Genomic DNA, 20,781 nt, shown 5'->3' with positions numbered 1-20,781 from the left:
AAGACAGATGCAGAAGGAATAAAATCCTTCTTGACTCCGGGCGCTGGCTCTGGAATCGATAGGAACATAACAAGAACATTCGAACTGGAGCGAACGCCATGGCGCGCAATGCCACGGCGCAGAAGACGATTTATGCCCTGCGCCGGGAAATTGCCAGAATCGAGGGCGTCCTGCCCGAGCGGCTTGCCGCTCCGGGCGAGGAGGACCCGGTGCTTCGCCGCGGTGTTTCGGCCATGCGCGGGGCGGCAGCCGGCGCTTTTCTCGAAACCGGTGCGGCCGGGCTCGACAATGCGCTTGCCGGCGGCGTGCCGCGGGGGGCGCTGACCGAGATCCACGCTCCCGCCGCCCGCGACGCCGGCGCGGCAGCCGGCTTCGCCCTTGCCCTTTCTTCCTTGCTGCGCAAGGAGGGGCGGCGCCCGGAAAAAAGAAGGGCCGTGTGCTGGATCGGCACGGCGGATCTCGTCCGCGAAGCCGGTTTTCCCTACGCGCCCGGCCTGAAAAGGGTCTTCGGCCTGCCGGCGCATGACCTTCTGTTCTGCGCCGCCGGGAAGCTTGCCGATGCGTTGTGGATCGCCGAGGAGGCCTCCCGCCTGGACGATTTTGCCGCAGTCGTTCTGGAAATCCGCGGTAACCCCGCCCGTCTCGACCTCACGGCCACCCGGCGCCTCAACCGGCGGGCGCAGGAGAGGGGCAGGCCCGTTTTCCTGGTCCGTGCGGCGTCCTTCGCCGAGCCGACGGCGGCACCCGTCCGTTTCCACGTCTCGTCCGCACCGGCCGTGCCGCGCTCGACCCTGTCGGGCGCGCTTGAAGATTCGATCGGCCATCCCGCCTTCACCGTCGCCATCGGCAAGAGCCCCACCTCCTTGCCGGGAGAATTCGTTCTGGAGTGGAACCCCGATGTCCTCGCTTTTTACGAAATCCGGCCAGCGTATTCTCGCGCTCTGGTTCCCGCACCTGCCCACCGACCGCATCTTCCGGCAGCGGGCGGGACGGTCGTGGCGCTGCGGCGTGCCGATGCGGCACCCGCCCCTGGCGATCAGCCATCGCGAGAAGAACGCCCAGCGCATCCTGGCCCTCGACGAGCGGGCTGAGGCGCTGGGGCTGAGGCCCGGCCTCGGCGTGGCCGATGCCCGTGCCATGCATCCTTCCCTTGAGGTCGTCGAGGCCGATCCGGAAGCCGACCGCCACCTGCTTACGGGACTCGCCGACTGGTGCGACCGCTATACCCCACTTGTCGCCCTCGACGGCGCCGACGGCCTGTTCCTCGACATCACCGGCTGCGCCCATCTCTTCGGCGGCGAGGAGAAGATGATGCAGGACGTGCTGTCGCGCCTTCTCCGCCAGGGTTTCGACGCGCGCGCCGGGCTCGCTTCCTGTCCCGGGGCGGCCTGGGCGGCGGCGCGTTTTTCAAGCCCCTCGGTCATACCCTCCGGTAGGGAGGCGGACGCCATTGCGCCGCTCCCCCTTTCCGCCCTGCGCATCGACACGGACATCCGGGCCGGGCTGGAAAGCGTCGGCCTCTATACGGCGGGCGCCATCCTGGATGCGCCTCGCGCGCCGCTGGCGCGGCGTTTCGGGGCTGGGCTTCTGACGCGGCTCGACCAGGCGCTGGGGCGTGCCGAGGAAGCGATCTCCCCGCGCCTGCCCGTGCCGCCGCTCTCGGCGGAGCGGCAACTGGCCGAACCGATGGTTTCGACCGATGGTATCGAGGTCCTCGCCCATACGCTTGCCGTCACGCTCAAGCAGGATCTCGAGCGCCGGGGGGAGGGGGCCGATGCGTTGCAGCTTTCCCTGTTCAGGGTCGACGGCGCGGTGCACCGATATGTGGTCCGCACGTCGTTGCCGGTGCGCGAGCCGGCCGTGATCCGCAGGCTGTTCCGCGAGAGGCTTGCCGCCGTCGAAGACGAGATCGACACCGGTTACGGCTTCGAACTGGTGCGGCTTTCGGTGCTTGAAGCCTCTCCTTTCGCCCTTGTGCAGGCCGATCTCGCCGGTGAAGGCGCCAGCGAGGAAGAGGGCCTTGCCTTTTTCGCCGACCGCGTGCAGGCCCGCCTCGGCGGAAATGGGCTGATGCGGCCCGTACCGGTCGAAAGCCATATTCCCGAGCGCGCCGTCCGCATGGTCCCCTTTACGGCTAGCGAAAAGGCGCTCCTTCGGGAAAAGGAGGAGGCGCCGTCCGCGCAAGTCCCTCCCGGCCCGGAGCGGCCGATCCGCCTTTTTGCGAATCCCGAGCCGGTCGAGGTCATCGCCGCCGAGGTGCCGGAAGGTCCGCCGCTCCACTTCCGCTGGCGGCGCGCCATGTATCACGTCGCCCGCGTCGAGGGGCCCGAGCGGATCGCCCCGGAATGGTGGCGAACGCCGGAGGATGCCTCCACGCGCGACTATTTTCGTGTCGAGGATGCCGAGGGCCGCCGTTACTGGCTCTATCGCCAGGGTCTTTACGGCGCCGGGGAAGGAATGCCGCGCTGGTTCATGCACGGGATCTTCGCATGACGGCAGCCCCTTCCTATGCCGAATTCGCCGTGCAGTCGAATTTCTCCTTCCTGCGCGGCGGCTCGCGGCCGGAGGAACTGGTCGTGGCCGCAAAGCTCTACGGCCATTCGGCCCTCGGCCTTGCCGACCGCAACACGGTGGCAGGCGTGGTGCGCGCCTGGACCCAGTCCAAGCACATCAAGCTGACGGAAGGGGCCGAGCCGGCGCTGCTTCCTTTCCATCCCGGTTGCCGGCTCGTCTTTTCCGACGGCACGCCGGATATTCTCGCCTACCCCCAGGATCGCCGCGGCTGGGCGCATCTCTGCCGCATGCTGACCGTCGCCAACCAGCGCGGGGAGAAGGGCGATCCCGACCTGCGCGCCGGGGATTTTCTGCAATGGGGCGAGCGCATGTCCCTTGCCATCCTGCCGGATCTTCGGGCGGATCCGGAGAAGACCCTTTCCCTTCTGCGCTCCTTGAAAGATCGGTTCGGGCGCCATCTGCGCCTTGCCGCCGCGCCCGCCTACAAAGGCGACGACCGCTTCCGGCTGGAGCAGGCCGCGTCCCTTGCCGGCGCCGCGGGCCTGCCGCTGATGGCCGTCAACGACGTGCTGTACCACGCGGCCGAGCGCCGTTCCCTGCAGGATGTGCTCACCGCGATCCGGCTGAACACACCGGTTGCCGAGGCGGGTTTCGCCCTTGAAGCCAATGCCGAGCGGCACATGAAGCCGCCGGAAGAGATGGCGCGGCTCTTCCGCCATTATCCCGAGGCGCTGACCGAGACGATCCGTTTTGCAGAAAGTCTCACCTTCTCGCTTTCGGAACTCCAGCACAACTATCCCGACGAGCCAACGGAATCTGGGCTTCCCGCACAGGAGGAACTGGAACGGCTCGCCTGGGAAGGCGCGAAGGAACGCTTCCCGCAAGGCGTTCCCGAAAAGGTCGAAAACCTCATCCGCACGGAACTCGCCCTGGTGCGGGAGAAAACCTACGCCCGCTACTTTCTCACCGTCCACGACATCATGAAGTTCGCCCACTCGAAAGGCATCCTGTGCCAGGGGCGCGGCTCGGCCGCCAATTCCATCATCTGCTTCTGCCTTAAAATCACGGATGTCGGCCCCGACATCATGGACCACCTCCTGGAGCGCTTCATCTCCGTGGAACGCGACGAGCCGCCGGACATCGATGTCGATTTCGAGCATGAGCGGCGCGACGAGGTCATCGCCTATATCTACGAGAAATACAGCGAAAAGCACACCGCGCTCGCCGCCTCGGTCGTCTCCTATCGCGGCCGTTCCGCGTTGCGCGAGGTGGCCAAGGCGCTCGGCCTTTCCGAGGATATGATGAGCGCGCTTTCGGGCTCCATCTGGGGTTGGTCGAACGCCAGGCTGGGCGAGACGGAGACCCGTGCCGCAGGGCTCGACAAGGCCGACCCCCGCACGAGGCACCTGGTCGCGCTCGCCAATGACATCATGGGCTTCCCCCGCCATCTCTCCCAGCATGTGGGCGGCTTCGTCATCACCAAGGACAGGCTCGACGAGATCGTCCCCATCGTCAAAACGGCGATGGACGAACGCAAGATGGTGGAGTGGGACAAGGACGACCTGGACAATGTCGGCCTTCTCAAGGTCGACGTGCTGGCGCTCGGCATGCTGTCCTGCCTGCGCCGCGCCTTCGACCTGCAGGAGAAGCACTATGGCAAAAGGCTGACGCTCGCCACGATCCCGAAGGAAAGAAAACCTGTCTACGACATGATCAGCCGCGCCGACACGATCGGCGTGTTCCAGGTCGAATCGCGCGCGCAGATGTCGATGCTGCCGCGCCTTAAGCCACGAACATTCTACGATCTCGTCATCGAGGTGGCAATCGTCCGGCCCGGCCCCATCCAGGGCGACATGGTGCATCCCTATCTCAGACGGCGGGAGGGGACGGAAGACCCCGAATATGTGCGGCCGGAACTCGAAGCGATCCTGAAGAAAACTCTTGGCGTTCCACTGTTTCAGGAGCAGGCGATGAAAATCGCCATTGTCGCCGGCGGCTTCGAACCGTGGGAAGCCGACCAACTGCGGCGTGCCATGGCAACGTTCAGGCGCATGGGAACGATCCAGCAGTATGAGCGGAAGATGATCGAGGGCATGGTCTCGCGCGGCTATCCGCGCGATTTCGCCGAGCGCTGTTTCAAGCAGATCGAGGGCTTCGGCGAATACGGCTTTCCCGAAAGCCATGCCGCCTCCTTCGCTTTGCTCGTCTATGCATCGGCCTGGTTCAAGACCTTCTATCCGGACGTCTTCTGCGCGGCGATCCTGAATTCCCAGCCCATGGGATTTTACGCGCCGGCACAACTCGTGCGCGATACGGGCGAGCACGGCGTCGAGGTGCGGCCGGTGGACATCAATCTCTCCGAATGGGACTGCACGCTGGAGGAGGCGCCCTTCGATCCCGCCCGCGTGGCCGAGCGGCATGCGAACATGCGCCGCGTCATCGGAACGCGCCATGCCGTGCGCCTCGGCTTTCGACAGGTGAAGGGGCTTTCCAAAGACGATATGGAGCGGCTCGTGCAAAGCCGCGACGCCGGCTATGATTCGGTGCGCGATCTGTGGCTGCGTTCAGGCCTCGGCAAGGGTGCGATCGCCCGCCTCGCGGAGGCGGATGCCTTCCGGTCCCTCGGCCTCGACCGGCGCTCGGCGCTTTGGGCGGTGCAGGCGCTGGACGGCATCGGCGCCACCGCACGGCTACCGCTTCTCGACCGGCCCGATCTCCGCCTTGCCGAGCACGAGCCGGAGATGCGGTTGCCCGCCATGCCACTGGGCACACATGTGGTGCATGATTACCGTGCGCTCGGCCTGTCGCTCAAGGCGCACCCCGTCTCCTTCCTGCGCACCCGCCTCGATGCGGAAGGCGTGATTCCCAATGGGCGCCTGCCGTCGATGGGCAACGGGTGCCGCCTCTCCGTCGCCGGTCTTGTGCTTATCCGCCAACGCCCCGGCACCTCCAAGGGCGTCATCTTCATGACGCTCGAAGACGAGACCGGCATTGCCAACGCGGTCGTCTGGCACAAGGTGTTCGAGCGCTTCCGGCCGCAGGTGCTGGGCGCCCGGTTCGTGCGCATCACCGGCCGCCTGCAGTCGGCCGGTGACGTCATTCATGTGGTGGCCGAGCGGATCGAGGATTTAAGCCATAGGCTCGGTCTTCTGGAGCGGCAGGAGCCGTTTTCTCGGAACGGCACAGCCGGAGCGCATGTCGCCGGCGCACGAAAGGATGCGCCGGCGCGGCCGCGGTCCGAATCCCTCGACAAGCCGCATGCCGCCTCCGCCATGCCCAAGGGGCGGAACTTTCATTGACCGCAAGGATCGGCTCATGCCGGTGATCGGACCGATACGCCAGTGCATCGGTTCGCAAACCGGAATCGTTTTCCGGAAAACACGATGCACGGGTTCAAAACCTAAAACGCCCTTCTCTGCGTCCGGATGGACGCAGGCGTCACCCATGGCTGCACTATAATGCCGGTGTCAGGTTCAAGGGCCGGAAAATACGGTTGGCGAGACCTGTCAGGGGAAGATCCCGCCCGTCCTCCTACGCCAAGGCTTGGGAGGACGTCGTGGACCTTTTCAGCGGCGGCGCTGATCCTGCAAAACTCGAAGAACGAAACAGGATGGTGGAGCTGAGGGGAATCGAACCCCTGACCTCATCATTGCGAACGATGCGCTCTCCCAACTGAGCTACAGCCCCGTTTCGCCGGAACGGAGCGCATTTAGGTCGTGGCCGGCGCCCCTGTCAAGCGTTGCGTTGGCCCTGTCTGCGCGGGACTTGCCGCAATTGGCGCCAATGGCTACATGTCGCAAAACCTTTCGGGAGATCGGCATGCTCGCGTTCATCCAAACCATCATCATGGCGCTCGACATCTACTGGTGGCTCATCATCGGCGCGGCCATCTTCTCGTGGCTCTACGCCTTCAATGTCGTCAATCCCCGCAACCAGTTCGTGGGCATGTTCGGCAATTTCCTCTTCCGCGTCACCGAACCCGCGCTGCGGCCGATCCGCAGTGTGCTGCCCGATCTCGGCGGCATCGACATCTCACCGATCATTCTCCTGCTCATCATCTTCTTCGTACGCCAGTTCATCCTGACAACGGTCGCTCCCGCCGTTCTGTAGCATTGGGGGGCACGCCGCCTGCCTTTTTCCGCGCCACGTCCGAAGGCGTCGAACTGCGCGTCCGCCTCACACCCAAAGCTTCCCGGGATGTTGTGGAGGGGCTGGAGACCACGGCGGATGGTTCGCAGCACCTGAAGATGCGCGTGCGGGCCATTCCCGAGGACGGAAAGGCGAACGCTGCGCTGGAAAAACTGGTCGCCAAGTGGCTGAAAGTGCCCGTCCGCGATGTCAAGCTCGTCTCCGGTGGCAGATCACGGCTGAAGACGCTGTCGATTCTTGGCGACAGCGAATCTCTTTCGGCGCAGCTGGATAGAATCCGGCGATGACGGCATGGATTTCCCGAAGAGGGTGATGTATATAAAAGCATATTTCAACCTTAAGTGGAATATTATATTATGAAATATCTTCTGCTGATTTTATCTCTATTTGCCATGGCGCACCCGGCCGATGCCGGGGAGATCGAAAGCGCCTATACCGAACTCGATCCGAAGCGCGACTGCGAGGTCATTGCCGCGAACCGGGACGGCGGCGACTGGAGCAATCTCGTATGCTCCGGCTACAAGGGCTATCCGGTCGTGATCAACTACGGGGACGCGCGCGAATCGCTCTTTTACGGCTTTCCGGGCGATCTTCAGCCGCAATGGGAATCCTTCACCGGCTTCAACCATGCCGGCCCGACCATCGAATGGCGCGTGGAAAAGGGGGGTGGACTCGAAAAGCCTTTCGCGACCATTCACCGCTGGTTCGTCAACGAGGACGAGGCGGAGGTCGAGGTCCTCGTGGTCGAGAAGGTCGCGCAGCCGGACGTGCACGAAGGCTGCGCGGTGGGTTATGTCGTGGCCACCGGCAACGCGAACGCCAATGAAAAGGCGCGCCGGATCGCCGACGAGGAGGCCAACGATTTCATCTGCGGCTCCATGCGCCCGACCGTGCGCGCCGGCGACGTGCCGCTGCCGGCACTTTCGCAGTAGGGCGTCCGGTTTCAGATCAGTTCACCGTTTCAGGCAAACGGTGAACTGATCTATTGTTGGTTTCACGCAATTCCGGACGGAAAACCGGCTTCCAGTTTTCCTGGAATTGCTCTGCGGCCCCGAGGGGCCGTTCCACTTCCGCCCTTGCCGCGCTGATCGGCGGCAGGCAAGCCGTATTCGCGCCACGGCAAGTGATCCCACTTTCAGGCTGTCGCGCTCTTGGCCCTGTCGATCGCCTCGACGATCAGGCGGCGGGCTGCCTCGGCGTCCATCCAGTCGCCGATCTTCACCCACTTGCCGGGCTCCAGATCCTTGTAGTGCTCGAAAAAGTGCTGGATCTGCTGCAGCGTGATCTCCGGCAGGTCGGTGAAATTGTGCACGTTCTCATAGCGCCGCGTGAGATGCGGGGAGGGAACGGCGATCACCTTCTCGTCCTGGCCGGAATTGTCCTCCATCACCAAGACGCCGATCGGCCGCACATTGATGACACAGCCGGGGATGAGCTGGCGCGTGTTGCACACCAGAACGTCGATCGGGTCACCGTCGTCGGAGAGCGTGTGCGGCACGAAGCCGTAGTTCCCCGGATAGGTCATGGGAGTGTAGAGGAACCGGTCGACGATCAGCGTGCCGGCGTTCTTGTCCATTTCGTATTTGATCGGCTGCCCGCCGACGGGCACCTCGACGATGACGTTGACATCTTCAGGCGGATTGTTGCCGATGGAAACGGCCTCGATGCGCATGGGCTGGTCCCGATTTGGTTGACGTTTGCGAGCGCTGCCTATCCGCTCTCGCGCCAACGGGCAATGCGGCGGATCCACCCGGAAAGCTTTTTTTCGCTGTCAGTCCCAGACGAAGGCGATCTTGCGCAGGGCCTTGCTGTCGAAAACCTCGACGCCTTCGGCGACATTGCGTCCGCCCGCGCTCTGATAAAAGGAGATCGCGCCGGTATTTTCCTCCAGCGCCCAGACCACCACCCCCTCGAAACCGTGGGCTACAAGCATTTCACGGGCGGCTTCGAAGAGGCGTGTCCCCATGCCGATGCCCTGATATTCGGGGCTCAGATACAGCTCGTAGATCTCGCCGTCCTGTTTGAGCTGACGCGCGCGGTTGCGCCCGAGCGTCGCATAGCCGGCAACTTCCCCGCCGACCTCCATCACCAGGACGGTGGCCGAGCGGCGAATCGCATTGGCCCACCAGCGCGGCCCGCGGCGCCCGACCATCGCATTGAGGGCGCGATGCGGGATGATCCCGGCATAGGCACCGCGCCAGGCGCGGTCATGCACGGCGGCGATGGCATCCGCGTCCTGCGGGTCCGCTCTTCGGATGTCGATCGATAGTGTCTTCATGGCCCATTAACCATAGACGCGCGGGCCGGGGGCTGCAAGCGGAACCGGGGCCTGCCGGCGCGTTCGACTGTCGCGCCGTTTGGTGCTATGCGCGAGGGGAGAACGGGCGTGCTTTCAGCGGCGGACAGGCGATGGGCGAGAAAGAGCGTGACGAAGAAAGGCGGGCCGAATCACGCCGCATCCTGAAGCGTGTGGAACGCGATTCCGATACTCTGTTCCTCGGCGCGGCGTCGACGGCGCGGGACCATTTCACCGCGCGCGAGGCAGAAGACGCGGACTGGACGGAGCGATGGGGCCGGCGCATCGGGCGCGTGCTCGGCCTCGGTTTCGCCGTGTTTCTCATCATCTGGCTGTGGCGCTTCTTGACGGGGACCCCATGACAGGTTCGCAGGGTGAGGGCAGGGGCGGCGCCCGCGGCGCCGTGATCGTGATCTCCAGCCACGTGGCCCGCGGCTCGGTGGGCAACCGGGCCTGCGTCTTCGCGCTGGAAACGCTCGGCCATCCTGTCTGGGCGGTGCCGACGGTCATGCTCCCCTGGCACCCCGGCCACGGGCCGGCGACGCGGATCCTTCCGCCGGCGGAGGCCTTTCAGGCCTTCCTGAGGGATCTGGAGCGGGCGCCCTGGCTCGGGGAGGTGACGGCTGTCCTGTCGGGCTATCTCGGCGAGCCGAGCCAGGCCGAGGCGGTGGCCGCGCTGGTGCGCCGCGTGAAGGCGCACAATGCAGATGCGCTTTACCTGTGCGATCCGGTGATGGGGGATGCCGGCGGGCTCTATGTGCCGCCTGAAACGGCGGCGGCCATTCAGAAGACGCTCCTGCCGTTGGCCGACATCGCCACGCCGAATCGCTATGAACTCGCCTGGCTGGCGGAGGCGGAGCTGGACACGCCCGAGGCGCTGGCCGCGGCCGCGCGGCACGCCGGGCCGCCGACCATGATGGTGACCTCCGTGCCGGGCACCTTGCCGGGCAATATCGGCAACCTTCTCCTGTCGCCCGGGGAGGCGCATCTGGCCGAGCATCGCGCCATCGAGAATCCGGCCAACGGCCCGGGAGACCTCATGGCGGCCCTGCTTCTGGCCTGGATTCTGCTCGGCATTGCGCCGGCCGAAGCGCTACGCCGGGCGACCGCCGCCACCTACGAGACGCTGGCGCGCGCCGCCGGGCGCGGCGCGGACGAACTGATGCTGGAAACCGACGCGGCGAGCCTTGCTTCGCCCGCGGCGATGGTGAAGACAAGCCGCTTTTCCATGCCGGACAGCCCCGAACGAGCGTGAGGGGGATCCTCGCCGTTTGGCACGCCCACCACAACGGCCGCGTCCATCTTGCGGGCGCCGTCAATCCCGGCTATTCGGCTTTGCCATGACACATCTGCCCGAACGGCTGCTTGCCGGATACCGCAATTTCATGGCCGGTCGCTACGTCACGGAAAGCCAGCGCTACCAGACGCTTGCGCGTGACGGGCAATCGCCGGAGACGATGGTGATCGCCTGCTGCGATTCGCGCGCCGCGCCGGAGACCATTTTCGATGCCGGTCCGGGCGAGCTCTTTGTGGTGCGCAACGTCGCCAACATCGTGCCGCCCTATGCACCCGACGGGCAGCACCACGGCACCTCGGCCGCGCTTGAATTCGCCGTTCAGAGCCTCAAGGTGAAGAACATCGTGGTGATGGGTCACGGCCGCTGCGGGGGCATCGGTGCGGCCCTGAACCCTACGGCCGAGCCGCTGTCGCCAGGCGATTTCATCGGCAAGTGGATGGGGCTGGTCGCGCCCGCCGCCGAGGCGCTGGCCGGCAACGACATGACCCCGTCCGAACGGCAGACGGCGCTGGAGCGGATCTCGATCCGTTATCAGGTGGCCAATCTTCGCACCTTTCCCTGCGTGAAGATCCTGGAGGAGAAAGGGCGCCTGTCGCTGCACGGCGCCTGGTTCGACATCTCCAGCGGGGAGCTTTGGGTGATGGATCCCAAGACAGGCGATTTCACGCGCCCGGAGCTGGAATAGCCGCAGCGCCGCTGCCTGTCGTCCGCTTTCACGACGGTTCCAGCAGGCGCGGGCCGGGGCCGGTCTCGCCGAGTTCGTCCCAGGGATTGCGCAGCGGACAGGTCTCGACCGAAAGGCAGCCGCAGCCGATGCACTCGTCCAGGTGGTCACGCAACTGCGTGAGGGCGCGTATGCGCTCGTCCAGGTCGGCACGCCAGTGCTCCGACAGCTTGCGCCAGTCCGCCGTGGTCGGTGTGCGGCCCTCCGGCAAGGTGTTCAGGGCCGCGCCGATCGTGGCGAGCGGAATGCCAAGCCGCTGTGCCACCTTGATGATGGCCACGCGCCGCAGCACGTCGCGCCCGTAGCGGCGCTGGTTGCCGCGCGTGCGGTAGCTCGCGATCAGCCCCTTGGTTTCGTAAAAGTGCAGCGCCGAGACGGCAACTCCGATGCGCCGCGCCACCTCGCCGACGCTGAGTTCCCGCTGGATTTTCGGGTGCGCCTTTTGCTGCATGCGAAAACCTCCAACAAAACCTTGACCTCAATCAAGGTTGAGGAATTACACGCCGCCTGTCAACCCAAGACCCAAGGAGAGCATGATGCTGGAAAAAATCAACGTCGCCCTCATCTACGGCAGCGTTCGCGACGGCCGGTTCTGCGACACGGTGGCAGGCTGGGTTCGCCGCCGGCTCGAGTCCGATCAGCGATTTGCCGTGGAGACGGTCGACCCGTTGGCGTTGCCGGCTGAATCTGCGCCGCCCGGTTTCGGAGACAGGCTCGGGCGGGCGGATGCGTTCATCGTCGTCACGCCCGAATACAACCACAGCTACCCGGCCGCGCTGAAGTCGCTCATCGATTCGATCAAGCGGGAATGGCAGTCGAAGCCGGTCGGCTTCGTCTCCTATGGCGGTGTCTCCGGCGGCTTGCGCGCGGTGGAGCATCTGCGGCTCGTCTTCGCCGAGTTGCACGCCGTGACGCTGCGAGACACGGTGAGCTTCGCCAATCCCTGGAACCGGTTCCAGCCGGACGGCACGCTCAACGATGGCCGGGATGCCGAAGACGCCATGGCGCGCCAGCTCGCCCATCTCGAATGGTGGGCAAGGGCGCTCAAGAACGCGCGTGCGGCCCAACCCTACGAGACGATCGCCGCATAGCGGAAAGGCCGGGTTCCCGCCTTTCCTGGGGGTGCGCCAGGGCAGCGCGGAAAGGCCCCCTCGCTTGCAAAATTCTAAGGACTTGGGCTTCTGCCCAAGCCCAAGAATTTGCTTTCTCCCCCGCTAAGGGGGAGAAAGGCGCCGCATAACACCACTTCCGCCAATCTCCGAGATTGATGTCTGACATCGACCACGTTGTAAGCGCCTATCTCTCCCCTTGCGGGAGAGAAAGCGATTTCAACATTTTAGCCAAAGGCTAAGTTAAAAATCGCAAGAGAGGGGTCCCTGCACTCAGCGCTTCAGGAAGTTCACCCGGTCACGCCGGCAAGCTCCATCGCCGCCTGAAGCAGCAGGTTGGTGCCGGCTTCGATGTCGGCCCACTCCGTCCATTCCTGCGGTGCGTGGCTGATGCCGCCGACGGACGGCACGAAGATAAGCCCGGCGCGTGTGATGCCGGCCATGACCTGCACGTCGTGGCCGGCGCCACTGGGCATCAACGGTGCGTCGAGGCCGAGGCGGTCCGCCGCGCGCCGAAAGGCGGCGATGACGTCGGGATGGCAGGGTGAGGGCGGTAGCCAGCTCGTCTCGTCGATCGCGACGGACAGGCCGTGCTTCCTGGCGGCGGCTTCCATCCGCCGGCGTGCGCCCGCGGCGAGCCGGTGCATCACCTCTTCGTCCATGTCGCGCGTGACCAGGGAGAAGACGGCCGCTCCGGGTACGGTGTGCGGGAAATTCGGCTCGACCGAGACCTTGCCGATGGTCACGCGGCTCGTTTTACTACCATCTTCGGCGATCAGATCCGGAATGCCGTGGGCGAAATCGACCATGCCCATCAGCGCGTCGCGGCGCATCTCCATCGGTGTCGTGCCGGAATGGTTGGCCTCGCCTTCGAACCGGACCGTCCAGTTGAAGACGCCGGCGATGCCTGTGACGATGCCGGCGGGCTTGCCGGTCCGCTCCAGCACCGGCCCCTGCTCCACGTGCAGTTCCAGGAAGGCGGCGATCGTACCTTCCGGCCGCTTTGCCTCGAGCGCCCGGTAGGGATCGAGGCCCTGTGCGCGCATGGCATCGAAAAGGCGCATTCCCGCGTCGTCGCGTGCCGTCTCCAGCCATTCGCGGGTGACCTGGCCCGTCAGCGCCTGAGCACCGAACATGCCGCCGAAACGCCCTTCCTCCTCGGCCGTGGCCATCACCTCCACGGGGCGGGCGGGCGTGCACCCCGCCTCCTTCATGGCACGCACGCATTCGAGCCCGGCAACGACACCCAGCGCGCCGTCGAACATGCCGCCATCGGGTACGCTGTCGAGGTGGGAACCGAGCATGACCGCCGGCCCGTCGCCGACCTGCCAGCGGCCGGAGAGATTGCCGGCGCCGTCCATAGAAACGTCGAGCCCCGCCGCTTCCATCAAGCCGCCGACGAAGCGTCGGCCTTCCATGTCGGCGTCGGAAAAGCTGACGCGGTCGAGGCCCCCGGTCGCCGGATTGCGGCCGATCGCACCCAACGCCTCCATGTCGCGGCGCAGGCGTTGAATGTCGATGCGTAGGGCGGAAATGTTCTGGGTCATGGCCGATGCTCCGGCGAAACTCGGGGTGTGAAAATTTCAGGGTTGCGTATTTATCATGATAAATTACCATGACAATGGCTGGCTTGGCCATGGGGTGAGAAAAGGAGGATGCCATGAACGGGATGATGCGCGCGCTCAAAGGTGCGCTCGCCGGGGCTGCCATTGCCGGAGCGGCAGCACTGGGTGCTGCGCCGGCGGCCGCCCAGACGCCGCCGAACGTGCTGATCGTCGGGCAGATCGCCGAGCCGAAATCGCTGGATCCGCATGCGGTGACCGCGGTCAACGACTTCCGCATCCTGATGAACGTCTATGAAGGCCTCGTACGCTATCGCGACGGCACGCTGGAGGTGGAGCCGGCGCTGGCCGAAAGCTGGGAAGTTTCCGATGACGGGACCGAATACACCTTCGCCTTGCGCGAAGGCGTGACCTTTCACGATGGCTCGTCCTTCAACGCGGAGGCCGTGAAGTTCAACTTCGACCGCATGCTGGACGAGAACCACCCCTATCATGATACCGGACCCTTCCCGCTCGCCTTTTATTTCGACGCGGTCGAGGAGGTGACGGTCGACGACGAATACACCGTCACCTTCACGCTCAACGCGCCCTATGCGCCGTTCCTGTCCAATCTCGCCTATCCGACCGGCCTGATCGTCTCGCCGACGGCGGTCGAGGAGCACGGCGAGGATTTCGGCCGCAATCCGTCCGGCACCGGACCGTTCAAGTTCGCCGAATGGGAAAGCAATCAGCGCGTCGTCGTCGAGCGCAACCCGGATTACTGGGACGGCGCGCCGCCGCTGGAGGCCGTCGTCTTCCGCCCCATCACCGACGCCAACACGCGCATTGCCGAGATGCTTTCGGGGGGCCTGGACCTAATGGTGGAGGTCCCACCGGACAACGTGGCGCAATTTGCCGACGATCCTGCGTTCACCGTTTATGAGCAGGCGGGGCCGCACGTCTGGTTCCTGATCCTCAACGTGCGCGAGGGTCCGTTCCAGGACAAGAAGGTGCGCCAGGCGGTCAACTACGCCATCAACAAGGAAGCGCTGGTGGAAAACGTGCTGCAGGGCACGGCAGAGATTGCCGCCGGGCCGACACCGCCGGCCTTCGCCTGGGCGTACAACGAGGATCTGGAGCCCTATCCGTACGATCCCGACCGGGCGCGCCAACTGCTCGAGGAAGCGGGCTATGACGGGGAGGAGGTTGTCTTCTACGTCACCGAAGGCGGCTCGGGCATGCTCGCGCCTGTGGCCATGGGCACCGCGATCCAGGCCGACCTTGCCGCCGTGGGCATGAACGTGACCATCGAAACCTATGAGTGGAACACCTTCCTGGATCAGGTGAACGCCGGTCTGGAAGGCAAGGCCGACATGGCGGAGATGGCGTGGATGACAAACGATCCCGATACACTGCCCTATCTCACGCTGCGCACCGAGGCGATGCCCGATCAGGGCGGCTTCAACTCCGGGTACTACTCAAACCCGGAAGTCGACACGATCCTCGAGCAGGCGCGACAGTCGACCGAGCCGGAGGAGCGCGCCGCGCTTTACCAGCAGATGCAGGAGATCGTCCACGAGGACGCGCCCTGGGCCTTCGTTGCCAACTGGAAGCAGAGCGCCGTCGCCAGGGCCGAGGTGCAGAACTTCCAGCTCCAGCCCTCCTTCTTCCTGCTTCTGAAGGACGTGGCCAAGCAGTAGCCACGAAGGCCGCGGGCGCTGCAGCCCGTGGCCTTCGCAGCCGGAGGCGTCATGCTCGCCTATTTCCTCAAGCGGATCGTACTCGCCGTGCCCGTGCTGTGGGGCCTCACCGTCATCGTCTTCCTGATCATGGCGATGATCCCCGGTGATCCCGCAACGGCCATCCTTGGGGCCTATGCCACCCCGGAGAACGTTGCGCGCATCAACGAGCAACTCGGCCTCGACCGCTCGCTGCCGGAGCAGTATTTCATCTGGCTCGGCAACCTGCTCCAGGGCGATTTCGGCCGGTCCTACTCGCTCAACCGGCCGGTGCTCGACGAGGTGCTGGAGCGCTTCAATGCGACGCTGATCCTGGCCGGCGCTTCGCTCGTCCTGTGCACCGTGTTCGGGCTTCTGGCCGGCATCGTCTCGGCCGTGCGCCAGTTCGGCTGGACGGACCGCATCGTCACCTTCTTCGTGCTGATCGGCATCTCGATGCCGTCCTTCTGGCTGGGCCTGCTTTTGATCCTGGTCTTCGCCGTCAACCTGCAATGGCTGCCGCCGTCCGGCATGTATGCCATTTATGGCGGCGGCGACTTGGCCGACCTTCTTACCCATCTCCTCCTGCCGGCGGTCACGCTGGCGGTGGTGGCGACGGGCGTGATCGCCCGTCTTACGCGCGCGGCGATGCTGGAGGTTCTCAGGCAGGATTATATCCGCACCGCCCGTGCCAAGGGCCTTGCCGAGCGCCGGGTGATCTACCGTCACGCCTTCAAGGCCGCGCTCGTCGGTGTCATTCCCGTGATCGGCATCCAGGCCGGCTTCGTGCTCGGCGGGGCCGTCTATATCGAGACCGTGTTCCAGTGGCCCGGTATCGGCCGCATGCTGGTGCAGGCGATCTCCACCCGCGACCTGCTTCTGGTGCAGGGCGGTGTTCTGGTGGTGGCGGGGAGCTATGTCCTGTTCAACCTGCTGGCCGACATGGCCCAGCACGCGCTCGATCCGAGGCTGAAGACATGAGTACGGCAACGCAGACGACCGCGCCGGATGCGCCGGCGAAAAAAGGTGGGCGGCCGGGCTTCTTCACCCTTCTGGTCGCCAACCGGCTGGCCGCCTTCGGGCTTGCGCTGCTGGCGGTCATCGCCCTGGCGGCCCTTCTCACGCCGCTCCTGCCGCTCGCGCCCCCGGATATCACCAACCCGGCAAACCGGCTCCTGCGCCCGCTCGCCGAAGGCCATCTGCTGGGCACGGACGAGCTCGGCCGCGATCTCTTCTCGCGGCTCATGTGGGGCACGCGGGTGTCCATCGCCGTGGGGCTGTCGGCCACGCTGGTGGCGGCGGTGGTCGGCTCGGCCATCGGGCTCGTCGCCGGCTATTCGGGCGGACGCACGGACAACGTCATGATGCGCGGCATCGACATGCTGATGGCCTTTCCCTACATCCTGCTGGCGCTCGCCATCGTCGCCGTGCTCGGCCCCGGTCTGATGAACGCGCTCTACGCCATCGCCGTGGTCAACATTCCCTTCTTCGCCCGCAACATCCGCGGCGTGACGCTCGGGCTCGCCCGGCGCGAGTTCGTCGACGCGGCCAGGCTTTCGGGCAAGGGGCACCTGCGCATCCTGTTGACCGAGGTCCTGCCCAACGTGCTGCCGGTCATCGTGATCACCATGTCGACCACGGTCGGCTGGATGATTCTGGAAACGGCGGGGCTGTCCTTCCTCGGCCTCGGCGCACAGCCGCCCCAGGCCGATCTCGGTTCCATGCTCGGCGAGGGGCGCAAGCTTCTGTTCACCGCGCCGCATGTCTCGATCATTCCGGGCCTGATGATCTTCGCGCTGGTGATGAGCATCAATCTCGTGGGCGATGGCATTCGCGACGTGCTGGACCCGAGGCTGAAGTCCGGCGCGCTCAGCCGTCCCGCCGCGGCCACGACCGTAAAGCGCGAGCACGTGCCGCCCATGCCGGCCACGCCCTCCGGCTCCGCGCTCGACGTGCGCGATCTCAGGACCGAGTTCCGCGTCGGTGGTGATATCTACAAGGCGGTGGGCGGGGTGAGCTTCGAATTGAAGCAGGGCGAGTGCCTGGGCCTCGTGGGCGAATCCGGATCCGGCAAGTCCGTCACCGCGATGTCGCTGCTCGGCCTCGTGCCGACGCCGCCGGGCCGCATCTCCGGCGGGCGCGTGCTCTACCGGGGCCGTGACCTTCTGGAAGCGTCCGAAGCGGAGCTAACGCGCCTGCGCGGCGGTGCCTTCGCCTATGTCTTCCAGGATCCGCTGTCGACGCTGCACCCGCTTTTTACCGTGGGCGACCAGGTGACCGAGGCCATCCGCGCCCACCAGCCGCTTTCCTATCGCGAGGCATGGAAGAAAGCGGTGGCGCTGCTTGAAACGGTGCGCATCCCGAACGCGGCGGAGCGGGCGAACGGCTATCCGCACGAGCTTTCCGGGGGCATGCGCCAGCGCGTCTCGATCGCCATGGCGCTCGCCAATGACGCGGAGATCCTGGTCGCCGACGAGCCGACGACGGCACTCGACGTTACCGTGCAGGCGCAGATTCTCAAGCTGATGGATGCGCTGCAGGACGAGAAGGGTTCGGCGCTGCTTTTCATCACCCACGATTTCGGCGTGGTCTCGGAGATCTGTGACCGCGTGGCGGTGATGTATGCAGGCCGCATCGTCGAGACGGGCCCCACCGACGAGGTGCTTGCCGCACCCGCCCATCCCTATACGCGCAAGCTGATCGACTGCGTGCCCGTGCTGGGCGAGCCGGAGCGGCGGCTCGACGCCATTTCCGGCCTGCCACCCGCCGTCAACCATCTGCCGGAGGGTTGCGCCTTCGCCGATCGCTGTCCGTACGTCGAGGCGGCATGCCGCGAGGGCGACATCGGACTTGAAGAACTGGCGCCCGGCCGCGCCGCCCGCTGCATCAAGCCACTGAAAGCCAGGACGCCGGAGGCCGCACAATGAGCGAACCCATTCTGGCGACGGAAAACCTCACGCGCATCTTCGGCGGCGGGCGTACGCTGTTCGGCAAGGCCAAGCCGGAGGTGCATGCCGTCCAGGGTGTGGACCTCGCCCTCAGGAAGGGTGAGACGCTGGGTATCGTCGGAGAATCGGGCTGCGGAAAGTCGACGCTGGCGCGCATGCTGGTCGGCCTCGACGCGCCGACCGAGGGCACGATCCGTCTCAACGGCGAGGACGTGACGGCACTCGCCAAAAGCTCGGCGCGGGCGCTCGCCCGCGACATCCAGTACGTCTTCCAGGATCCGGTCTCCTCCCTCAACCCGCGCAAGACGATCCGCCGCATCCTCGAGGCGCCGATGCGCCATCTGCTCGGGCTCGATGCGGCCAAGCGCAGGGAGCGGCTGGAAGCGCTGATGGACGCGGTCAGCCTGCGCGCCGAGTTCCTCGACCGCTATCCGCACGAGTTCTCCGGCGGCCAGGCGCAGCGCATCGGCATCGCCCGCGCGCTTGCAGCCGAGGCCGACATCCTGGTGCTCGACGAGCCGGTTTCCGCGCTCGACGTCTCCGTGCAGGCGCAGGTCCTGAACCTGCTCGACGACCTCAAGACGCGGTTCGGTCTCACCTACGTCTTCATCAGCCACGACCTGTCGGTGGTCGAAAGCGTCTCCGACCGGGTGGCGGTCATGTATTTCGGCCGCATCGTGGAAGAGGCGGGCGCGGCCGAGCTCTTCGCTCGCCCGCGTCATCCCTATACGCGGCTTCTGTTCGATTCCGCGCCCGTGCCCGGCAAGAAGGGTCTTGCCGGCGAGCAAGGCCTCGCCGAGCTTCCCGATCCGCTCAACCCGCCGCCCGGCTGCGCCTTCGCCCCGCGCTGCCCGCGCGCCGAGGAGGATTGCCGCCGGAAAAGGCCGCCGTTGGAGGCCAAGGGCGAGGGCCGCCGTGCCGCCTGCTTCCATCCGCTGGAAGAGGCGGTGCTGGAGCGGACGGCGTGACGGTCATGGCCACCAAAGCCAGGCCGCCGCGCGGACCGAAGCGTCCGGCGGTGATCTGCGAGGAGATCAAGGACTGGATCGTCGCGCAGAATCTGAAGCCTGGCGACCGGCTGCCGCAGGAAAAGGCGCTGATCGAGCGTTTCCGCGCCTCCAAGGGCACGATGCGCGAGGCGCTGCGCACGCTGGAGGCGCAGGGGCTCGTCACCACCCGCACGGGCCCACGCGGCGGCGTTTTCGTCGCCGCCCTCGAGGAGAGCCGTGCGATGGAGCTTCTCGGCAACTACTTCTTCTTCCGCCAGCCTTCCATCGCCGACATCTACACGGTGCGCTGCCAGCTGGAGCCCGAGCTTGCGGCCAGCCTCGTCGGTCGTTTGAGCGAAGCGGACTACCGGCGGCTGGAAGAGACCATGCGTGTCTATGACCACCCGGCGGAGACGGTGGGCGAGGAATACCGGCAGCGCATGGCGGAACTGGACTTCCACGCCGTCCTGGCGGCGCTTAGCCCCAACCCGGTTCTGGGCTTCATGTGCGGTTTTCTGCAGAACCTCTTGCGCGACCTCACCGTTTGCCGCCGCATCTACGACCGGCCCAATCCGGAACTGCGCGAGAAGGGGCTATCCTACCAGACGCGCCTGATCGAGGCGCTGAAGGCGGGCGACAATGAAAGCGTCCGTTCCATCATGTACCGGCACATGCTGAGCGCCTGGCGCTACATGGAGGCTTGCGAGGCGGAGATGAGGACGGACTTCCTGCGGTTGAAGAAGTGAAACCGGAGTGCTGACGTTTCGTCCCGATCGGGCGAACAGGCGTCCGGAGCCGGCGCAAGGTGTGCTTCCGCTCCGCCCATAAGCCGTGGTAAGGCCCGCCCCATGAGCCGATTTGTCATCCTGCTTGGGGGCGAGGTGCGCCCGACGTCCGAATTGAAGGCGCAAATTGCCGATTGCCGCGCTATTGCAGCCGATTCCGGCATCCGTCACGCACGCGCGCTCGGGCTGGTGCCGGAGTTGTGGACCGGCGACTTCGATTCCGTTTCCGACCAGATGAATGCGGCTCATGCCGAGGTGCCGCGCGAGGTCTATCCGCGCGACAAGGACAGGACCGACGGCGAGATCGCCATCGAGGCCGCGCTCGGCCTCGGCGCCACGGCGCTGGTGCTGGTCGGAGCCTTTGGCGGCGAACGGCCGGACCATGCCCATCTGCATCTGACCCAGGCGATGAAGCTCGCGGAGGCGGGCGTGCCGACGCTTTTGACGAGCGGCGCGCAGGAAGGCCAGGCGCTGCTGAACGGCCCGCGCCACCGCTTTGACTACGCCGAGGGAACCCTGTTCAGCATCCTTGCCTTCACCGCGCTTTCCGGCCTCACGGTAGAGGGTGCGAAATGGCCGCTCGATGCCGTCGAGGTGCCGTTCGGGTCCTCGCTGACGCTCTCCAATGAGGTTCGCGGGCGGTTGTCGATCACGCTCGCTCAAGGCAGGGCGCTGCTGATGGCGCATCTCAACGAGCCGGAGAAGATCTGA

At 65.7% G+C, this 20,781-nt stretch carries 20 protein-coding genes and 1 tRNA gene; 16 read left to right on the top strand and 5 right to left on the bottom strand.

Features of this window, described 5'->3' with window-relative positions; translation table 11 throughout:
• Positions 1-98: 98 nt before the first annotated feature.
• Genes SIN08_RS18745 through SIN08_RS18735 form a run of 3 tightly spaced genes read left to right on the top strand, consistent with a single transcriptional unit; the run spans position 99 to position 5,813 of the window.
• Positions 99-1,091 carry a hypothetical protein gene (locus SIN08_RS18745; RefSeq protein ID WP_322453120.1) on the top strand — a complete coding sequence of 331 codons (993 nt, stop codon included), beginning with the start codon at positions 99-101 and terminating at the stop codon, positions 1,089-1,091.
• Positions 1,015-2,493: a DUF6504 family protein gene (locus tag SIN08_RS18740; RefSeq protein ID WP_322453119.1), complete on the top strand. Its 1,479-nt coding sequence runs from the start codon at positions 1,015-1,017 to the stop codon at positions 2,491-2,493. Before SIN08_RS18745 ends, SIN08_RS18740 begins: the two co-directional genes overlap by 77 nt.
• A complete protein-coding gene (locus SIN08_RS18735; RefSeq protein ID WP_322453118.1) occupies positions 2,490-5,813 on the top strand; it encodes an error-prone DNA polymerase in 3,324 nt (1,107 codons plus the stop codon). Before SIN08_RS18740 ends, SIN08_RS18735 begins: the two co-directional genes overlap by 4 nt.
• A 312-nt stretch (positions 5,814-6,125) precedes the next feature.
• On the opposite strand, the gene SIN08_RS18730 is transcribed toward SIN08_RS18735, so the two are convergent.
• Positions 6,126-6,201: transfer RNA gene (locus SIN08_RS18730), tRNA-Ala, on the bottom strand.
• Between the two features lie 132 nt (positions 6,202-6,333).
• Between SIN08_RS18730 and SIN08_RS18725 the strand changes: the two genes are divergently transcribed.
• The 3 genes from SIN08_RS18725 to SIN08_RS18715 all read left to right on the top strand — a co-directional run bounded on the left by SIN08_RS18725 (position 6,334) and on the right by SIN08_RS18715 (position 7,595).
• Complete coding sequence (locus tag SIN08_RS18725) at positions 6,334-6,624, top strand: YggT family protein (protein WP_322453117.1); 291 nt, start codon at positions 6,334-6,336, stop codon at positions 6,622-6,624.
• A 2-nt stretch (positions 6,625-6,626) separates the two neighbouring features.
• Positions 6,627-6,950, top strand: coding sequence for a DUF167 family protein (locus SIN08_RS18720; RefSeq protein WP_322453116.1), 324 nt, complete (start codon positions 6,627-6,629; stop codon positions 6,948-6,950).
• Between the two features lie 69 nt (positions 6,951-7,019).
• Positions 7,020-7,595, top strand: a complete 576-nt coding sequence (locus SIN08_RS18715; RefSeq protein WP_322453115.1) for a hypothetical protein — start codon at positions 7,020-7,022, stop codon at positions 7,593-7,595.
• 203 nt (positions 7,596-7,798) lie between these two features.
• Here the strand turns inward: SIN08_RS18715 and ppa are convergent, their stop codons facing one another.
• Both ppa and SIN08_RS18705 read right to left on the bottom strand, forming a co-directional pair.
• Positions 7,799-8,335 (bottom strand): inorganic diphosphatase, encoded by a 537-nt coding sequence (gene ppa, locus SIN08_RS18710; RefSeq protein WP_322453114.1) that lies wholly within the window; start codon positions 8,333-8,335, stop codon positions 7,799-7,801.
• A 99-nt stretch (positions 8,336-8,434) separates the two neighbouring features.
• On the bottom strand, positions 8,435-8,941 hold the full coding sequence (locus SIN08_RS18705) for a GNAT family N-acetyltransferase (RefSeq protein ID WP_322453113.1): 507 nt from the start codon (positions 8,939-8,941) through the stop codon (positions 8,435-8,437).
• Positions 8,942-9,072: 131 nt separating this feature from the next.
• On the opposite strand from SIN08_RS18705, the gene SIN08_RS18700 reads away from it, so the two are divergent.
• The 3 genes from SIN08_RS18700 (at position 9,073) to SIN08_RS18690 (ending at position 10,941) form a co-directional block, all read left to right on the top strand.
• Entirely contained in the window at positions 9,073-9,321 is a 249-nt protein-coding gene (locus SIN08_RS18700) for a hypothetical protein (RefSeq protein WP_322453112.1), read from the top strand.
• Positions 9,318-10,214 (top strand): pyridoxal kinase PdxY, encoded by an 897-nt coding sequence (gene pdxY, locus SIN08_RS18695; protein WP_322453111.1) that lies wholly within the window; start codon positions 9,318-9,320, stop codon positions 10,212-10,214. Before SIN08_RS18700 ends, pdxY begins: the two co-directional genes overlap by 4 nt.
• 85 nt (positions 10,215-10,299) lie before the next feature.
• The gene (locus SIN08_RS18690) at positions 10,300-10,941 is read left to right on the top strand and encodes a carbonic anhydrase (RefSeq protein ID WP_322453109.1); all 642 of its coding nucleotides are present in this window, start codon (positions 10,300-10,302) and stop codon (positions 10,939-10,941) included.
• Between the two features lie 28 nt (positions 10,942-10,969).
• Here SIN08_RS18690 and soxR read toward each other — a convergent pair whose 3' ends face one another.
• The gene (gene soxR / locus SIN08_RS18685) at positions 10,970-11,431 is read right to left on the bottom strand and encodes a redox-sensitive transcriptional activator SoxR (protein ID WP_322453108.1); all 462 of its coding nucleotides are present in this window, start codon (positions 11,429-11,431) and stop codon (positions 10,970-10,972) included.
• 85 nt (positions 11,432-11,516) lie between these two features.
• On the opposite strand from soxR, the gene SIN08_RS18680 reads away from it, so the two are divergent.
• A complete protein-coding gene (locus SIN08_RS18680; protein ID WP_322453302.1) occupies positions 11,517-12,071 on the top strand; it encodes an NAD(P)H-dependent oxidoreductase in 555 nt (184 codons plus the stop codon).
• A 308-nt stretch (positions 12,072-12,379) separates the two neighbouring features.
• Here the strand turns inward: SIN08_RS18680 and SIN08_RS18675 are convergent, their stop codons facing one another.
• Positions 12,380-13,636 carry a Zn-dependent hydrolase gene (locus tag SIN08_RS18675; protein WP_322453107.1) on the bottom strand — a complete coding sequence of 419 codons (1,257 nt, stop codon included), beginning with the start codon at positions 13,634-13,636 and terminating at the stop codon, positions 12,380-12,382.
• A 122-nt stretch (positions 13,637-13,758) separates the two neighbouring features.
• Here SIN08_RS18675 and SIN08_RS18670 point away from each other — a divergent pair, with 122 nt between their 5' ends.
• The 6 genes from SIN08_RS18670 (at position 13,759) to SIN08_RS18645 (ending at position 20,781) form a co-directional block, all read left to right on the top strand.
• A complete protein-coding gene (locus tag SIN08_RS18670) occupies positions 13,759-15,330 on the top strand; it encodes an ABC transporter substrate-binding protein (RefSeq protein WP_322453301.1) in 1,572 nt (523 codons plus the stop codon).
• Positions 15,331-15,381: 51 nt separating this feature from the next.
• The gene (locus SIN08_RS18665) at positions 15,382-16,329 is read left to right on the top strand and encodes an ABC transporter permease (protein ID WP_322453106.1); all 948 of its coding nucleotides are present in this window, start codon (positions 15,382-15,384) and stop codon (positions 16,327-16,329) included.
• A complete protein-coding gene (locus SIN08_RS18660) occupies positions 16,326-18,275 on the top strand; it encodes a dipeptide/oligopeptide/nickel ABC transporter permease/ATP-binding protein (RefSeq protein WP_322453105.1) in 1,950 nt (649 codons plus the stop codon). Before SIN08_RS18665 ends, SIN08_RS18660 begins: the two co-directional genes overlap by 4 nt.
• Positions 18,272-19,264, top strand: coding sequence for an oligopeptide/dipeptide ABC transporter ATP-binding protein (locus SIN08_RS18655; RefSeq protein ID WP_322453104.1), 993 nt, complete (start codon positions 18,272-18,274; stop codon positions 19,262-19,264). Before SIN08_RS18660 ends, SIN08_RS18655 begins: the two co-directional genes overlap by 4 nt.
• Before the next feature lie 5 nt (positions 19,265-19,269).
• Positions 19,270-20,031, top strand: a complete 762-nt coding sequence (locus SIN08_RS18650; protein ID WP_322453103.1) for a FadR/GntR family transcriptional regulator — start codon at positions 19,270-19,272, stop codon at positions 20,029-20,031.
• A gap of 102 nt (positions 20,032-20,133) precedes the next feature.
• The gene (locus SIN08_RS18645) at positions 20,134-20,781 is read left to right on the top strand and encodes a thiamine diphosphokinase (protein ID WP_322453102.1); all 648 of its coding nucleotides are present in this window, start codon (positions 20,134-20,136) and stop codon (positions 20,779-20,781) included.

The sequence above is a fragment of the Chelativorans sp. M5D2P16 genome (genome assembly GCF_034427935.1).
In the GTDB taxonomy this organism is placed as follows: Bacteria; Pseudomonadota; Alphaproteobacteria; order Rhizobiales; family Rhizobiaceae; genus Chelativorans.
This window is presented reverse-complemented; position numbering and strand designations above follow the sequence as displayed.

Bases quoted from the DNA above. Each gene is read 5' to 3' on its own strand.
- SIN08_RS18645 (WP_322453102.1), top strand. From the start codon at position 20,134: ATGAGCCGATTTGTCATCCTGCTTGGGGGCGAGGTGCGCCCGACGTCC.
- SIN08_RS18700 (WP_322453112.1), top strand. From the start codon at position 9,073: ATGGGCGAGAAAGAGCGTGACGAAGAAAGGCGGGCCGAATCACGCCGC.
- SIN08_RS18670 (WP_322453301.1), top strand. From the start codon at position 13,759: ATGATGCGCGCGCTCAAAGGTGCGCTCGCCGGGGCTGCCATTGCCGGA.
- SIN08_RS18675 (WP_322453107.1), bottom strand. From the start codon at position 13,636: ATGACCCAGAACATTTCCGCCCTACGCATCGACATTCAACGCCTGCGC.
- SIN08_RS18665 (WP_322453106.1), top strand. From the start codon at position 15,382: ATGCTCGCCTATTTCCTCAAGCGGATCGTACTCGCCGTGCCCGTGCTG.
- SIN08_RS18735 (WP_322453118.1), top strand. From the start codon at position 2,490: ATGACGGCAGCCCCTTCCTATGCCGAATTCGCCGTGCAGTCGAATTTC.
- soxR (WP_322453108.1), bottom strand. From the start codon at position 11,431: ATGCAGCAAAAGGCGCACCCGAAAATCCAGCGGGAACTCAGCGTCGGC.
- SIN08_RS18660 (WP_322453105.1), top strand. From the start codon at position 16,326: ATGAGTACGGCAACGCAGACGACCGCGCCGGATGCGCCGGCGAAAAAA.
- SIN08_RS18680 (WP_322453302.1), top strand. From the start codon at position 11,517: ATGCTGGAAAAAATCAACGTCGCCCTCATCTACGGCAGCGTTCGCGAC.
- ppa (WP_322453114.1), bottom strand. From the start codon at position 8,335: ATGCGCATCGAGGCCGTTTCCATCGGCAACAATCCGCCTGAAGATGTC.
- SIN08_RS18740 (WP_322453119.1), top strand. From the start codon at position 1,015: ATGCGGCACCCGCCCCTGGCGATCAGCCATCGCGAGAAGAACGCCCAG.
- pdxY (WP_322453111.1), top strand. From the start codon at position 9,318: ATGACAGGTTCGCAGGGTGAGGGCAGGGGCGGCGCCCGCGGCGCCGTG.
- SIN08_RS18690 (WP_322453109.1), top strand. From the start codon at position 10,300: ATGACACATCTGCCCGAACGGCTGCTTGCCGGATACCGCAATTTCATG.
- SIN08_RS18725 (WP_322453117.1), top strand. From the start codon at position 6,334: ATGCTCGCGTTCATCCAAACCATCATCATGGCGCTCGACATCTACTGG.
- SIN08_RS18745 (WP_322453120.1), top strand. From the start codon at position 99: ATGGCGCGCAATGCCACGGCGCAGAAGACGATTTATGCCCTGCGCCGG.
- SIN08_RS18650 (WP_322453103.1), top strand. From the start codon at position 19,270: ATGGCCACCAAAGCCAGGCCGCCGCGCGGACCGAAGCGTCCGGCGGTG.
- SIN08_RS18655 (WP_322453104.1), top strand. From the start codon at position 18,272: ATGAGCGAACCCATTCTGGCGACGGAAAACCTCACGCGCATCTTCGGC.
- SIN08_RS18705 (WP_322453113.1), bottom strand. From the start codon at position 8,941: ATGAAGACACTATCGATCGACATCCGAAGAGCGGACCCGCAGGACGCG.
- SIN08_RS18715 (WP_322453115.1), top strand. From the start codon at position 7,020: ATGAAATATCTTCTGCTGATTTTATCTCTATTTGCCATGGCGCACCCG.